Here is a 15,114-nt window from a genome sequence, read left to right as displayed (position 1 = left end):
ATTAAAGGCTGATGTTGAGACCAAACGAATAGCTTTTGAGCAGCGGGAAGGGGTCGTCGTTGTTTTCGGCCCCCGACGTACTCGTACTTTTCTCAGGGTCAACGCCCCGGTACTTCGTGAAAGTCAGCAGGTTTTCGGAGGTCAGGTACACCCGTACCCGCCCGATACCCACCCGGCTGCTGTATTTGCTCGGAATGTTGTAACCCGCCTGAATGTTTTTCAGACGCAGGTAGTTGAAGCTGTCGAGCCAAAACGTCGACTCGGCCTGATTGTTACCGCCCGAGCCACTCACCAGACGCGGCAGCGAAGCCGATCGGTTGTCGAGAGTCCAGGTATCGTACCACAGGAAGTCCTGGAAGGCATTGCGCGCCGAGGGGATGTTTACCTGGTTGAACGGCTCGAGCCAGAAGTCTTTCCGGCCGGTAGCGCCCTGCCACAGAATGCTCACGTCGAAGCCCCGCCAGTTGCCAAACAGGTTGAGACCAAACGTACCCGTCGGCTGATCGCGGTTGAACCGGGGCTGAGCCACGCGGTCTTCGTCGTTTACCTGTCCGTCGCCGTTCATGTCTTTGTAGAGAATATCGCCCGGCGAGAAGTACTGTCCCTGAAACGGTGCGTTCGAAATATCTTCCCAGGTCTGCGCAATACCCGTCGACACGCGGCTGTAGGCAAAGTGGTACGGCATATTCAGGTAGGTGAAGCCCTTACCCAAAAACTCGTTCCACTCCAACAGGCGGTTGCGGTTAAAGGCCAGGTTGAGCGTAGCCCCCACGTTGGCGTCGCGTACTTTGGCCCGGTAGGTGATGTTGGTCTCCAGACCTACGTTACGCAGCTTGCCAATGTTGACCCGTGGGGCACTGTAGCCCGACAGGAACGTCGACAGCGACGACGGCCGGATCATACCCGATGTCAGTTTGTTGTAGGCATCAATCTCGGTGGTCAGCCGGCCGCCGAAAAACGACAGATCCAGACCCACGTTGGTCACGTTGGTTTCTTCCCACGAGAAATCTTCGTTAATGATCTTGGCCGAGCTGAAGCCCTTCACAATTTTTCCGTTCAGGATGTAATTGGTCAGGTTGAAAATGTCACGCTGCTCGTACCGGCCTACCCCTGAGTTGTTACCCAGTTTACCAATCGAAGCCCGGATTTTAGCCGACGACACTACCGACGACAGCTTGCTGAAGAAGGGCTCCTCCGAAATACGCCAGCCTACCGAAGCCGACGGGAAGAAACCGTACTGGAAACCGGGCAAAAACTTGCTGGAACCGTCGTAACGGGCGTTGGCCTCGAACAGATACCGGTCGTTGATCACGTAGTTGATCCGCCCGATACCTGACCGCAACCCCTCGGCGTCGGAGTTACCCCCGGCAGCCTGTGTAGTGGTCAGGGCCGCGTCAATTTCGCTCAGGAGCGGGTTAATCCGGTCTTGCCGGCTCGCCGACAGGTTCCGGTTAAACCAATATTCTTCGTTATACGCCCCCAACAAGCTCAGCTGATGGTTGCCAAACAGCGTGCGGTTGTAGGTGATCCGTCCCTGCAACAGGGTTTTGTAGCCCGAGTTCACGGCGTTGCTGATACCGGCACTCGGCGCAATTACGTTGCGGGCAATCTGGTTGGTCTGGAAGTTCCACTCGTCCGTCGGGAACGAATAACTTTTGGTAAACTGGTTGTAATACCGCAGACCGTAATCGCCCCGGAGAGTCAGGCCTTCAATGGGGCTCCACTCGCCGTACAGGTTGGCGTTCAGTTCCTGCCGGTCACGCTTATTTTTGTTGGCCTCCATGATGGTGAGCATGTTTCGGGCGAAAGCATCTTCACCATAAGCCATAATACCTCCGTACCGGCCTGTTTCGGGCTCTTTCGGCAAAATACCGGCTACCGCGTACCGAATGTCGTAGCCTGCCGTGCCTTGATACGTAATCAGACCTTCGGCGTTGGCATAATCCTGCTTCGACCACTGTCCATCGAGCCGCACCCCCACCTTGATAGCGTCGCGCACCTTGTAGTCCATGTTGAAGCGGGTGTTGTACCGCTTGAAGTCGTGGTTGATCAGAATACCCAGTTCGTCGAGCACACCGGCCGAGAGGTAGAAATTGGCTTTGTCGGTACTCCCCGATGCCGAAAGGTTATGGGTCTGAATCCGGCCCTGATCGCGTAGAATCACATCCCACCAGTTGGTGCTGGGGTAGTTGATTGGGTCGATGAGGCTTTTCGAGAGCCAATCGTCGACGGTGCCGTAGCGGTACGTGGTGGCCGATGCACCCGCTGCCGACGCCCGCAGGTGCATGGTGAGCGAACGGGCGTAGTCGTCGAAGTAATTGTAGAAATTAGTCGGCTGCGACAACCCGAACGTACCCGTATAGTTGATCTGCGCCTTCTTGCTTTGCGAACCGTTTTTGGTGGTAATCAACACAACCCCGTTGGCCGCCCGCGACCCATAGACCGAAGCCGAGGCCGCATCTTTCAGCACCGAAATACTGGCCACGTCGTTCATATCGATCCGGTTGATGTCAACATCGGGAATCCCATCGACTACGATGAGCGGCCCGGCATTGTTAACCGTTCCGAGCCCCCGGATCACGAGCGATGCTCCGCTCCGACCGGCCTGCCCTGTAGACTGCTGCACGGCCAAACCCGGCACCAGACCCGACAAGGCCGACGACACGTTGGACAGCGAACGGCTCGAAATCTTTTCATCGATGTTGATAGCGGCAACGGCACCCGTCAGGTTTTCCTTCTTCTGGGTACCGTACCCCACCACCACCACTTCGTTGAGGGTTTTCACGTCGGGTGCGAGGGCTATGTCGAGCGTCGATTCACTCGTGACCGCTACCTCCTTCGACAGATACCCAATTGCCGAAACCACCAGCGTACCTCCTCCGGTTGGTATGTTGATCACAAACTTACCATCGGCATCGGACGTTGTGCCCGTTTTGTCGTTGCCTTTCAGCACCACCGTGGCGCCGGGCAAACCGGTGTTCTTTTCGTCCAGCACCCGACCGTTGAGTCGGTAGTTGGCTACCTGCTGCCCGGATGCAGGTCGAGCCCCACCCGGTGGCGTAGCCTGGGCTGTGGCATCGCTGCTCATCAGCAACAGCGCCAAGCAGCCCGCAGGCAGGAGAAGTGTTAGAGATAAAGGTTTACACATAGTATTGAGATTCACTACGGGAGCGTCGTAGCCACCAACCAGGTGCCGTACTCGCCCGTTTATCAGACAATTATAGTAGCTATGTGAACAAAAAATATCGGAATAATCTAAACTGAACGCTCAATCCACCCTTTTGAACGCTTTTTAGCCCTCCCGAACGATTCGTCCACCTTTTTGATACCAGCGACCTACCCCACTTACCTCAAGCTCCCGTAAACTTGCATTCTACTATGACAAACCCCATTTGTGAAACGCGACCGCTTTACGTTGACCCTGGCCGAACTCGGCTCGCTGGCTCTATTGACTCTCTTTCTGATGTATCTTCTCTCCGTGCTGCTTTGACCAAGATGTACTGGTATGTACTTGCTCTGGTTCTGGTGATTCTGGGCGTCCCCAGCTTCGGGCAGCTGCCGTCCGCCATACGGGCTACCCTCAAGCCCCACGTGCTCGCCGAGGCCCGGTGGGCTATGCAGCAGCAACCAGTTACCGTTACGGCCCATACGTCGGCCCGGAGTGCTGGCGGAGTACATGATTTTTTCTCGGAAGGGGATTACTGGTGGCCCGACCCGAGCAACCCACAGGGGCCCTACATTCAACGCGATGGTATGACCAACCCCGACAATTTTGTGGCCCATCGGCAAGCCATGATTCGGTTTAGCCGGGTGATGGGGGCTCTGGCATCGGCCTACCGGCTTACGGGCAATCAGGCCTACGTACGGCACGCGTTCCGGCACCTCAACGCCTGGTTTGTCGACACCACAACCCGCATGAATCCGTCGCTTTTGTACGCGCAGGCCATCAAGGGGCGGCATACGGGCCGGGGCATTGGCATCATCGACACCATTCATCTGATGGAGGTGGCGCAGGCCGTGCAGGTGATGGAATCGGCTAAAGGCGCTGACCGGCCCATGGTCGCGGCTATTCGGCGGTGGTTTGCCGACTACCTCAATTGGCTCACTACGCACCCCTACGGTGCCGACGAAATGAACGCCAAAAACAACCACGGCACCTGCTGGGTGATGCAGGTAGCCGCCTTTGCCCGGCTGACCCGCAACGACTCGCTGCTGGCGTTTTGCCGAAACCGGTACAAAACCGTGCTCCTCCCCGACCAGATGGCCGTTGACGGTAGCTTCCCGCTCGAACTCCGGCGCACCAAACCCTACGGTTACTCATTGTTCAACCTCGACGCCATGGCAACTATCTGCCAGATTCTGTCCACGCCGGCCGATAACCTCTGGACGTACCAAACGCCCGATGGTCGGGGTATTCGGCAGGGCATCCGATACCTGTATCCGTATGTGGCCGACAAAACGACCTGGCCCCTCAAACCCGACGTGATGTATTGGAACGACTGGCCCGTGGCGCAACCGTTTCTGGCGTTCGGGGCGGTGGCCTTCAACGAATCGCGCTGGCTCGAGACCTGGCAAAAAGCGAACCACAGCCCACACGTTGAGGAGGTAATCCGTAACCTACCCATTCGGAACCCGATTATCTGGCTTCCCTAAACAATATACACGCCACTAAAAACGACAAACCTTACATCTTAAGTGAATGAACAATGTATAATGAACAATTGTATTACCCGCTGATAATCAGTCGTCTCATTGTCCATTTTGCACTATTCATTTTACATTTAATTCTGTCTGACTACTTAAGTCTCCCCTGTTCAATAGCATGAAAAAACCTCTGATGATTACCTCGCTGGCCCTGCTGGCCGGTACCTTTCTGACAAGCGCCCTCCCCGACCGGTTTATACGCGATCAATTCAAAAAAGCCGAAGCCCAAACAGAGCTTATGCTGGCTCAGGTGGCGGAGGCCACCAAAACCCAACCAGTGGGCAAGCCAGCCTTGGTGTCGCCCCGCACCCTCACCGACGCGGGTGAGCTGCACATGGTGCCCGCCCGCGACTGGACGAGTGGGTTCTTTCCGGGTCAGCTCTGGTACCTGTACGAGTTTACGGGCCGCAAAGAATGGGCCGATCTGGCCCGGCAGTTTACCGCCCGGCTCGAATCCGAAAAAATGAACGCGGGTACGCACGACATGGGTTTTAAGCTGTATTGCAGCTACGGTAACGGCTACCGACTCACCAACGACCCCGCCTACAAAGATATTCTGATACAGGCCGCCCGAACGCTTTCTAAACGCTACAAACCGAAGGCAGGCATTATCCGGTCGTGGGACCACAACACGGCAAAATGGCTGTGTCCTGTGATTATCGACAACATGATGAACCTGGAGCTGCTCTTTGCCGCCACCCGCTTCACAGGCGACTCGACGTTCTACAAGATTGCCGTTTCGCATGCCCAAACGACCCTCAAAAATCATTTTCGGCCCGATAACAGCTCGTACCACGTGGTTGATTACGACACGCTGACGGGCCGGGTTATCAAGAAAAATACGCATCAAGGCTTCAACGATGAGTCGGCCTGGTCGCGGGGGCAAGCCTGGGGTTTGTACGGGTACACACTCTGCTACCGTGAAACCAAAAACCCGCAGTTTCTGAAGCAGGCCGAAGCCATTGCCCGGTTTATGCTGAACCACAAGAATATGCCCGCCGACCTGGTGCCGTACTACGATTACGACGCGCCCGGCATTCCGAACGAAACCCGCGACGTGTCGGCAGCTTCTGTAATGGCCTCGGCTCTGTACGAATTGAGCACCTACGTTCCTAAATCAAACTACCGCGCCAAAGCCGATGCCGTTATGGCGAGTCTGGCCAAAACGTACACGTCGCCCGTGGGACAAAATCGCGGTTTCCTGTTGTTGCACAGCACCGGTGCCAAAACCTTCGAGCGCGATGTGCCGCTCATCTACGCGGATTACTACTATCTGGAGGCCCTTCTCCGTGCCCGAAAGTAAGCGGTGCTATCTGAATAACGTGAGTTATGGAAAATGGCTGACGCTTGGGCCTTCGACAGGCTCAGGCTGACTGTAGACTTGAGAACTGCCTGTCAGCCTGAGCCTGTCGAAGGCCCAAGCGTCAGCAACTAATTGTAAATCAAGCAGTCAAGACCTGCGTTATCCATAATTCACGTTGAATAGAAGTATTTGTAAAATCAAATACGGTAGAGATGTCATCTTGTTTAGAAAGATGACATCTCTACCGTATTTGATTTTCGTATAGCAGACAATTCGCTCAATCACTCAATTAGCAACTGTCTGCCCCGGCCGACTGTGCACTGTACTCCGATGGCGTTTGACCAAACTGACTTCGGAACGCCCGACTGAAATATTTAGGGTCGCTGAAGCCCACGGCAAAGGCGATTTCGGCCACCGATGCCTTGCGCTGCCGCAGTAGCTGTTCGGCTTTTTTGAGTCGGGTGGTTCGCAGCAGATCAATCACCGACATATCGGTCAGCATTTTCACCTTACGGAACAATACCGGTCGGCTCATGCCCATTTCGCCCACCAGGCTCGTTACGTTGAACTCCGGGTCGGCCAAATTGGCGTTGAGAACGGCCATGAGCTGATTCAGGAATTTAGCATCGGGGTGCTCCAGCTCCGGGGCCTGGGGTTGCAGGGTCACTAAACGGTGGTATTTAGCCTTCAATTGCTCACGTACCAGCAAGAGGTTGCGCACGCGGGCCACCAACAGCAACGGATGAAACGGCTTGGCCACGTAATCATCGGCCCCGGTTTGCAGGCCCGTCAGCTGATGCTCCATTGAGTCTTTGGCCGTGAGCATAATCACCGGAATATGACTCGTACGCGGGTCTGATTTGAGCTTATGCGTCAGCGCAAAGCCGTCCATGTGGGGCATAGCCACGTCGGTGATAATCAGATCGGGCAGCACCTGCGCAGCTTTTTCCCAGGCCACCCGTCCATCGGCCGCTTCGAACACCTGATACGAATCGGCGAACAGGTCGCGCACGTACATCCGAATATCGTCCTGATCTTCAACCACCAGTATAATCGGCTTGTCGGCTACCGGATGGGGTAAATTGGCCGCAACAGACGGTTCCGAAATGGGTGCGTCAGGGCTTTTATGGGTTGGTGGCAGATCGGCCAGCAGCGCCACCGGACCGGTAGTTGGTAGCGGAACCGCCCCGACCACTGCCCGTACGGGCAGTGTGATGGTAAACCGCGTAAAACCCGGCCCGGCGGAATCGGCTTCGCGACTCTCGACGGTGATCTGCCCCTGATGCTGTGCCACAATCTGTTGGCTCAGGGCAAGGCCCAACCCAAAGCCCAGCTCGCGGGTTTGGGGTTTGCCCGCCTGATAAAACCGGTCGAAAATATGCCCGAGGTCGGCGGCCGGAATACCGCTACCCGTGTCTTCGACCACGATAACAGCATTGTCGGTCAGGCCAAAATCCTGCTGAAGCCGTACTGAAATAGTACCACCAGCGGGCGTAAACTTAAAGGCGTTCTGCAAGAGGTTGTACAGCACCTTTTCGAGTTCGCCCACGTCGACCCAGGCGGGTAAGGTATCCACCTCAGCCTCGGCCGTCAGCAGTACGTTCCCCGAACGGGCATGTTCGCCAAACGAATCGGTAATCTGCCGCAGAAACGCGACCAGATCGGTTTCGGTCGGCTGAAGCTGACTATTTCCGGTTTCGTGCTTCCGAAAATCGAGTAACTGATTCAGCAACCGTAACAGTCGGCCAGTACTGTTCCGAACAAGCGTTACCTGTTTCTGCACAAACGGATCATCGGCGTAGCGGTCGGTTAGCACCTCTACAGGTCCCAGCACCAAGGTCAGAGGGGTACGAATCTCGTGGGCGATTTCGGTAAAAAAGTTAAGCTTGGTCTGATGTAACTCCTGCTGCCGGAGTTTTTCCAGATGCTCCACTTCCAGCTCGTGCGCCAGTTGCAGGCGGCTCTGATTAAAACCCGACCACAACCGCAGCAGACCCACAAACACCAGCGCGTACAGCAGATAAGCCCAGGGGGTTTTCCAGAACGGTGGCAGCACCTCAATGTTTAGTTCGAGCGGTTTCTGATTCCAGACGGCATCGTTGTTACTGCCTTTTACCTGCAAGGTGTAGTGACCCGGACTCAGATTCATGTACATAGCCCGGGGCTCGCTCACGTAGTTCCAGTCCTTATCAAAACCCACCAGCCGGTAGGCATACCGGTTTTTAGCCGAGTTGACGTAGTTGAAAGCGGCAAAATCGATCGAAAATACGTTCTGCTCGTGCGTAAATGTGAGCCCTTCGTCGGTATTCCCCAGGGGCAAGCCCGCTACCGGTTCGTTGAACAGGCGAAGTTGGGCGAAGGCCAGTTGGGGAGCCGTGCGATTCGGCCGAATACTATCCGGGTGAAACGTGATAATCCCGTTGAAACCACCAAAGTACATCTGCCCGGCGGGGTCTTGATACGACGAGTAGGGCGTAAACTCCTTGCACACCAGCCCATCGTACCGGTTATACGATACCACCCGGTAGCCATCATCAGGTTCAAATTCGGTCAGGCCCTTGTCGGTACTGATCCACAACCGCCCGTGACTATCTTCCTGAATGCTCACAATCATGTTGCTGGCAAAACCATCGGTCCGGCCAAAGTGCCGAAACGTGTGCCCATCGGGCAGAAGCAGATTCAAGCCGGTATCGCGGGTACCAATCCACAATCGGCCTTTCCGGTCCTGAAACAGACAGGTGATGTGGTTACTGCTGAGCGAGGTGGTATCATCGTCGCGGTGGGCAAATCGCGAAAACGCCTGCTGCCCGGTAAGTTTCCGGTTCAGGCCGTTTACAGTTCCTACCCACAACTGATGCCGGTTGTCGAGCAGGAGGCAGGTTGTACCGTTGGCACTGAGTGTTTTGGCTTCCTGCGGGCGGGCCTTGAAGGATTCGAACGTGCGCGTTCGCGGATCGAACCGGCACAGCCCCCCCAGGTTCGTCGCAATCCAGAGTGTGCCGTCGGTATCGCGTTTGATGTCGTAAATCCGGTCGTTCGGGAGCGAATTAGGGTTGTTCGGTTCGTGCGAAAACCGGGTAATCTGGCCGTCGGTCAGGTTCAGGTAATTCAGCCCTTTGAGGGTCCCAACCCAGAGCCCCTGCGCCCCGTCGGCGAGCAAACACTTCACGCGGTCGCTCGACAAGCTGCGGGCGTCGGCCGGGTCATGCAAAAAATGACGGGCAATGGTTTTGTCGGGATTGATCAGAAACAGGCCCCGGTCTTCGGTACCGAGCCAGAGTTGTTTTCCGCCCGACGCGGGTAGCATGGGGCTCGCCGTTTTGAACGGAACACCACCGTGCTTATCAACGGGCCGAAAGGCGCTGAACTGCCGCGCCAGGGGGCTATACATATCCACACCCCCGTAGTACGTACCCACCCACATGGAGCCATCCCGGTCGCGGAAGATGGAACGGATCGAATTGTCGTTAAGCGAGTTAGGGTCAGCCGGATGGTTCATCAATGCCCGAAACCGGCTACCGTCCTGCGCCACAATAAACAGGCCCGACATGGTTCCAATCCAGAAATTCCCTTTACCGTCGGGCTGAATACTGCGGACGGCCTGTGTGCTCAGGTCTAACTGGGGCACGGCATTGTGCGAAATAACCCGTCCCTGTTGCCGGTCGAACAGCAGCACCCCGTTGCGCTCGGTACCAAGCCACAGGCGGCCCTGCCGGTCTTCGGCTATGGCATTGACCCCGTTGAACGCATTCTGGTACACGGTACTCCCCGATTCGAGCGAGTAGTTGGTCAGCTCAAACCGTCCCGAAGCGGTCGGGCGGAGCCGGGTCAGGCCATTGGCGGTGCCCACCCACAACATACCGTGGGGGTCTTCGTACAGCGTCCGAATCTGTCGGCTGCTCAGGTCGGCCCCGGTTTGAATCAGCTTTTTCACCGACTCGTACCGGAGCGATTCGCGCCGGAGCCGATACAAGCCCCGCTGCGTACCAACCCACAGATTCCGGTGCGAATCTTCGAGCAGTGCGTTTACGAGTGAGTCGGGAACTTCGGCAAAGTCGGCGGGGGCAATCGGGATTCGTTCAAAATCATCTTGTTGAGGGCGGTAGCGGGTAAGCCCTTTGCTCGTACCGGCCCACAGTTGGCCACTCCGGTCGAGCAGCAGGGCATTGATGGTATTCGAGGCAAAGCCGCCTTTGCGCCCGCTTGGGTATTGGTACACATTGACCCGGCGGGCGTCGTACCGGTTCAGCCCATCGCGGGTACCAAACCACATAAAGCCCTGCGTGTCCTGCACAATAGCGTACACGCTGCTTTGCGATAGCCCTTCTTCGACCGTCAAATGGCTAAACGCGATGCCGTCGGGCTGCCCCAAAGCATCGGGTCGGGCGAGCACCAACAGCAGCAACAGGGCGGATAAAACGTGTCTCAGATTCATGGCAATAATCTAACAATCTGGTTAGTAAGCTCATGGCCTATCTACGTCAGAGGTTAGAATATCTAAAATGAATCGGCAGGCCGGTTATACCGTAGTTTGGGAGGAAATTTAGGCCAGCTGGTGCCATCCTTCGGGTCAATGCCAGGGAGCCTGCATTGACCCGAAGAAAACTATGCTGACCAGGTTAACACTACACCCGCTTTTAGTCGGCGTAAACCTCGCGCCGGGCTGCCTTGACCGTATTCTGCATCAGGGAGCAGATTGTCATCAGGCCAACTCCACCGGGCACCGGCGTAATATACCCGGCCTTGGGAGCAACCGCGTCAAAATCTACATCACCCCGGAGCGCGAAACCACTCTTTTTGGTCGGATCGGCCACTTTCTCAAGACCCACGTCGATCACAACGGCCCCTTCTTTTACCATGTCGGCCTTGATAAAACCGGGCCGCCCGAGGGCAGCAATCAGAATATCGGCTGATCGGCAAATCTCGGCCAGATTCTGGGTTTTGGAGTGCGTGAGGGTTACGGTGCAGTTGCCGGGGTAATCGTTGCGTTGCATCAGGATCGACATGGGCAGGCCCACAATCTGACTCCGGCCCACTACCACGCAGTGCTTGCCACTTGTCTCGATCTGATACCGCTTGAGCATTTCCAGAATACCCTGGGGCGTAGCCGATACGTAGGCGGGCAGTCCTTTTGCCATCCGGCCGATATTGATCGGGTGAAACCCATCCACATCTTTGGCGGGCGCAATGGCCTCCATCACACGGTCGGGGTTGATGTGCGGAGGCAGCGGCAGCTGCACAATCAGCCCATCCATATCGGGGTTTTCGTTGACGGCCTGAACCTTCGCGAGCAGTTCTTCCTCGGTCACGTCGTCTTCAAACCGGATAAGGGTCGAGTGCATACCCACCTCTTCGCAGCTTTTCATTTTACTGGCTACGTAGGTTTCTGACCGACCCGCATTGCCAACCAGAATAGCCACGAGGTGCGGAGTTTTTCCGCCTTCGGCTTTGATTTGAGCGACTTCGGCCGCGATTTCCCCTTTGATCTGTGCCGAGAGAAGTTTACCGTCTAAGAGTTGCATGAAACTGGAGAGAAAAAAGAAAAGGCAAAGATAACCGTTTGTCGCGTTACACGACCCGCCCTTCGGCTAATCGGAGGGTTTGCGTCACACAGCGGGGCAGCTCGTCGGGGTAATGCGTCACGTAAATGAGCGTCTGATCGGGGTTTTGGGTGGCCATTTCGTCGATCAAATCCCGAAATTGGGCTACCTGCTCCGTATCGAGTCCCTGCGTCGGTTCGTCGAGAATAAGCAACGGGGGCCGTTTTACCAATGCCCTCGCCAGTAGCACCCACCGCTGCAACCCGGCCGACAGATCGGCCAGTCGGCGGTCGCGGAAGCTGGTCAAGCCGAGTGTTTCTAATTGCTTTTGGACCTGACGTTGCTGCTCGGCATCCAGTTTTCGGAAAAGGCCCATCGTATCGAACAGGCCCGACGCAACCACATCCCAAACGCGAGTTTGACGCGGAAAATACAGATGCAGTTCGGGCGATACAAACCCGATGCGGCTTTTAATCCACCAGATACTTTCGCCCGTACCCCGCCGGCGGTCGAACAGGTGAAGCTTGTTGGCGTAGGCCTGCGGGTTATCGCCCGTAATCAGACTCAGCAAGGTACTTTTACCCGACCCGTTCGGACCCAGCAAGGCCCACTTTTCGCCCCGCTGTACCGTCCAGTTGACCCGGTCGAGCACCGTTTTGGCCCCGTACCGTACGGTCACGTCCTGCATCTGAATGGCGGTTGAAAAGGAAGGAGGGAGAACGGAGGAAGGAGAAAGGGGGGCGCTGCTCTCCTCTCCCTTCTCCTTGTTCCCTTCTCCCTTCTCCTTTTTCCCTCCCTCCAACACCAACCGATGCGTAACACAAGCTGGCATGTCGCGTTCATCGACCACCATCACGAGCGAGACACCCGTTTGCGCGGCCTGCTCGATTGTTTCGTGCAGTTGAGCCCGGCTATCGGCGTCAAGGCCTGAAAACGGGTTGTCGAGCAGCAAAATTCGGGGCTGCTTGAGCAACGAGCGGACGAGCAATGTACGGCGGGTTTCGCCGTTGGAGAGCGAAGTGAGCCGCCGATCGAGCAGATGCGTAATGCGGAGCACATCGGCCCGGTTGCGGAGCCAGTCTTCAGGGTACAACGGAGGTGGCAACGGCACCGATGCGGGGTCGATGGTGCCCACGGGCCGCACCTGCCCCTGCAACACGTCCCAAACAGTGGGGCCATCGTCGACCGTTTGGGTGTTGAACCGTTGCTGGTAAAACTGCACAGCCCCGGCAATGCGCCAGTCGAAGCTATAGTCACGCGCCACCAGTTCAATTTGGGAGCGGAGGGTTGCGTCGACGAGGCACAACCGGCCACCGGCTACGGGCAACCGACCGGCAACGGTTTCGAGGAAGAGACTTTTGCCCGAGCCAGAAGGCCCCATAATGGCCCAGTGCTGATTGGGTTCGAGTGTCCAGTTAAGGTTGGTAAGGGTAAAGCCGTTGGGTCGGCGGAGGGTAGCGTCTTGTAAGGCAATCAGGGTCATAAAGAGTGCATAGTTTTGGCGGCCGGCGTTCCGGTTCATCGGTTAGAGTCGGGAAACGAACCGATCCCAACACGCTTACCATACCGCAAACGCGATAAACCACTTCACAGGGCAAAGGTCGCAAATACCGCCCGACTCTGCATACCCTACAAAACCACCGGCCCGAATTACGCGACGTAATCCGGGCCGGTGCTGGTTATGCCCAAACGGGTTAACCAAAAGTCAGAAGTTCATTATGAATTGGCGGCTTCGACTGCAGCAGCAGCCTGCGCAGCTTCCAGAGCCCCTTTGTTCTTCTCGGCGTACTCGTCGCGCTGGGCTTCAAAGTGCGCAAATATTTCATTGACCGCGTCTACGCTTTCCGCAATCTTGCTGTGCATATCGCCCAGGTGGTCTTCCAGATACTTGTCGTTGAGGCCATTCATGTTATCAACTTCAATCTGGCTAATTTTGGTGATAATGGCCGTTTGGCTGTTCTGAAGGTCTTCGAGCTCCCGAACAATTTTGTTCATTAGCTCAAGCTTTTGCAGTTTATCCATAATGTTGATAGGTATTATAATCTATATAACAACTTCCCAACTCTCAGGATAGTTTTACAAAAATGTACCCTCAGCCGTACTTTTCCTGCCAGGCTTTACGCAGGGCTTTATACGCCGGGTCTTCACGAGCCTGAAGATATTTAGCGTAGAAAACGCGAGCCGACTCGGTATACAATTACCTCAGATGTTTCTCTAACTTAAATCAGTACTATTTCATCAAAAGTTAGACTCTTCTGAGCCATATAAATCTAAAATTTCTTTGGCCCAAATAATAAGATCTCTCACTCGGCCTCCAATAGGCTGATTTTTTGACCAAAGCTCCAGATTTTCGATACGATTATCAGAGCGAACACCATTTTTGTGATGCACCTGCTCATACGGAAAAAGGGGTCTACCAAGCTTTTGGGACATAACTAACCTATGCTCAAAAATTCGCCCTGATTTTGAAGTTACATAATCACTTTTAGGTGCGTCAAGCATTACGTACCCACCAGCATTATATCTTTTTTTCCCTACAATCATTTTCTTCTGTGGGTCACCATTGCGGACTAAATAGCCATAATGGCTTGAGCAATACCCTTTTCCGTGGCTTAATTCTTCACAACCTTCTACTAAACATTCCACACGTGGTTTCTGGACAGGAAAATGGGATGTATCAATACCAAGTTGCTTAACTCGATTTTGTATCTGCTTTCTAGCACCTGACATAGTTGCGAATCCTAAATGATTGAGCATCTCACGCCAACTACTCGATTTTTGAGCAGCTTCCAAGAGTTGATCATCGGTAATTGAAATAGCCGCTTTTCTTAAAGGCTTCTCTGGATTCAGTCCAGCACCTTTTTTTATTCGCTCATGGTGTGCAGAACAATACCCCAACGCTTTCGCTTGTCGATTACAATTATCAACAGAGCATTCTCCGATCTTCTTGTTTTGGTTTGGCATAGCTAGTACAAGAATAAGCACACAATTCATCGTTGTTATCTATCCATATTTTATTTTAAACGCTTCTCTCTGTTTTACGTACTCTTCATCAGCCAGCACCTGAAGATATTTCTCGCGGAAGATCTGGGCACTTTCCCATTTTGAATAGTCCCTATCTTCAGGGGCCTGCTCGCGGCCGTGGGCCCCACTCTGCCCCTTTTTGTCGTCAGGTACAGGACCAATATACTTTTGCCCTGACTTATGGTGATAATAGCGTAAGCTTCGTGTCATGCCCATTTGCAAAAATTTGCGGGCCATGTCCATACCGACAAAATCACCTTTGGCTTTGTAATCGAGGAAAAGGCTGTAGATTTTCTCCGACGACTCGCGGGCGATTTCGGGCGTTTTAAAGCGCCAATGGGGCAGAATCTCGTCTTTGTACGGCCGCACCAGCAACACCCCCATTTCGCCTTTGCCTACCCGGTACAAGTGGGGTTGTTGGCGCAAGTCGAGGTTGCGGTAATCGAGGTCATAGTTGAAGGCACGATCCGATTTGGCCATGAGTCCGGGCTTTTGTTGCACAATGGGGTTCTGCCCTATCAACGCGCCCGGTCCCAAACCGCC

General features: G+C 55.0%; 9 protein-coding genes. 2 read left to right on the top strand and 7 right to left on the bottom strand.

What is annotated here, in order from left to right; genetic code table 11:
• Nucleotide 1: 1 nt before the first annotated feature.
• Nucleotides 2-3,088, bottom strand: a complete 3,087-nt coding sequence (locus F5984_RS04405; protein ID WP_152123017.1) for a SusC/RagA family TonB-linked outer membrane protein — start codon at nt 3,086-3,088, stop codon at nt 2-4.
• 407 nt (nt 3,089-3,495) lie between these two features.
• Between F5984_RS04405 and F5984_RS04400 the strand changes: the two genes are divergently transcribed.
• Together F5984_RS04400 and F5984_RS04395 are read left to right on the top strand one after the other, a co-directional pair.
• A complete protein-coding gene (locus F5984_RS04400; protein ID WP_152123171.1) occupies nt 3,496-4,653 on the top strand; it encodes an alginate lyase family protein in 1,158 nt (385 codons plus the stop codon).
• 169 nt (nt 4,654-4,822) lie between these two features.
• On the top strand, nt 4,823-6,007 hold the full coding sequence (locus F5984_RS04395; protein WP_152123016.1) for a glycoside hydrolase family 88 protein: 1,185 nt from the start codon (nt 4,823-4,825) through the stop codon (nt 6,005-6,007).
• Between the two features lie 289 nt (nt 6,008-6,296).
• Here F5984_RS04395 and F5984_RS04390 read toward each other — a convergent pair whose 3' ends face one another.
• The 6 genes from F5984_RS04390 to F5984_RS04360 all read right to left on the bottom strand — a co-directional run bounded on the left by F5984_RS04390 (nt 6,297) and on the right by F5984_RS04360 (nt 15,051).
• Nucleotides 6,297-10,442 (bottom strand): hybrid sensor histidine kinase/response regulator transcription factor, encoded by a 4,146-nt coding sequence (locus F5984_RS04390; RefSeq protein WP_152123015.1) that lies wholly within the window; start codon nt 10,440-10,442, stop codon nt 6,297-6,299.
• A gap of 202 nt (nt 10,443-10,644) precedes the next feature.
• Nucleotides 10,645-11,529 carry a bifunctional 5,10-methylenetetrahydrofolate dehydrogenase/5,10-methenyltetrahydrofolate cyclohydrolase gene (locus F5984_RS04385; RefSeq protein WP_152123014.1) on the bottom strand — a complete coding sequence of 295 codons (885 nt, stop codon included), beginning with the start codon at nt 11,527-11,529 and terminating at the stop codon, nt 10,645-10,647.
• A gap of 46 nt (nt 11,530-11,575) precedes the next feature.
• Nucleotides 11,576-13,069, bottom strand: coding sequence for an ATP-binding cassette domain-containing protein (locus tag F5984_RS04380; RefSeq protein ID WP_246168815.1), 1,494 nt, complete (start codon nt 13,067-13,069; stop codon nt 11,576-11,578).
• Between the two features lie 194 nt (nt 13,070-13,263).
• On the bottom strand, nt 13,264-13,569 hold the full coding sequence (locus tag F5984_RS04375) for a hypothetical protein (protein ID WP_152123013.1): 306 nt from the start codon (nt 13,567-13,569) through the stop codon (nt 13,264-13,266).
• Nucleotides 13,570-13,785: 216 nt separating this feature from the next.
• Nucleotides 13,786-14,511 carry an HNH endonuclease gene (locus F5984_RS26675; protein ID WP_221412952.1) on the bottom strand — a complete coding sequence of 242 codons (726 nt, stop codon included), beginning with the start codon at nt 14,509-14,511 and terminating at the stop codon, nt 13,786-13,788.
• A 39-nt stretch (nt 14,512-14,550) separates the two neighbouring features.
• Nucleotides 14,551-15,051: a DUF4385 domain-containing protein gene (locus F5984_RS04360; RefSeq protein WP_152123012.1), complete on the bottom strand. Its 501-nt coding sequence runs from the start codon at nt 15,049-15,051 to the stop codon at nt 14,551-14,553.
• Between the last annotated feature and the right edge of the window lie 63 nt (nt 15,052-15,114).

This window comes from Rudanella paleaurantiibacter (genome assembly GCF_009184635.1).
Classification (GTDB): domain Bacteria; phylum Bacteroidota; class Bacteroidia; order Cytophagales; family Spirosomataceae; genus Rudanella; species Rudanella paleaurantiibacter.
The sequence above is the reverse complement of the archived record's forward strand: the minus strand, read 5'-3'. Positions and strand labels throughout refer to the sequence as shown.

Excerpts from the sequence above, each read along its gene's own strand:
- F5984_RS04405 (WP_152123017.1), bottom strand. The coding sequence starts at position 3,088 with ATGAGCAGCGATGCCACAGCCCAGGCTACGCCACCGGGTGGGGCTCGA.
- F5984_RS04400 (WP_152123171.1), top strand. The coding sequence starts at position 3,496 with ATGTACTGGTATGTACTTGCTCTGGTTCTGGTGATTCTGGGCGTCCCC.
- F5984_RS04395 (WP_152123016.1), top strand. The coding sequence starts at position 4,823 with ATGAAAAAACCTCTGATGATTACCTCGCTGGCCCTGCTGGCCGGTACC.
- F5984_RS04390 (WP_152123015.1), bottom strand. The coding sequence starts at position 10,442 with ATGAATCTGAGACACGTTTTATCCGCCCTGTTGCTGCTGTTGGTGCTC.
- F5984_RS04385 (WP_152123014.1), bottom strand. The coding sequence starts at position 11,529 with ATGCAACTCTTAGACGGTAAACTTCTCTCGGCACAGATCAAAGGGGAA.
- F5984_RS04380 (WP_246168815.1), bottom strand. The coding sequence starts at position 13,069 with ATGAACCGGAACGCCGGCCGCCAAAACTATGCACTCTTTATGACCCTG.
- F5984_RS04375 (WP_152123013.1), bottom strand. The coding sequence starts at position 13,569 with ATGGATAAACTGCAAAAGCTTGAGCTAATGAACAAAATTGTTCGGGAG.
- F5984_RS26675 (WP_221412952.1), bottom strand. The coding sequence starts at position 14,511 with ATGCCAAACCAAAACAAGAAGATCGGAGAATGCTCTGTTGATAATTGT.
- F5984_RS04360 (WP_152123012.1), bottom strand. The coding sequence starts at position 15,051 with ATGGCCAAATCGGATCGTGCCTTCAACTATGACCTCGATTACCGCAAC.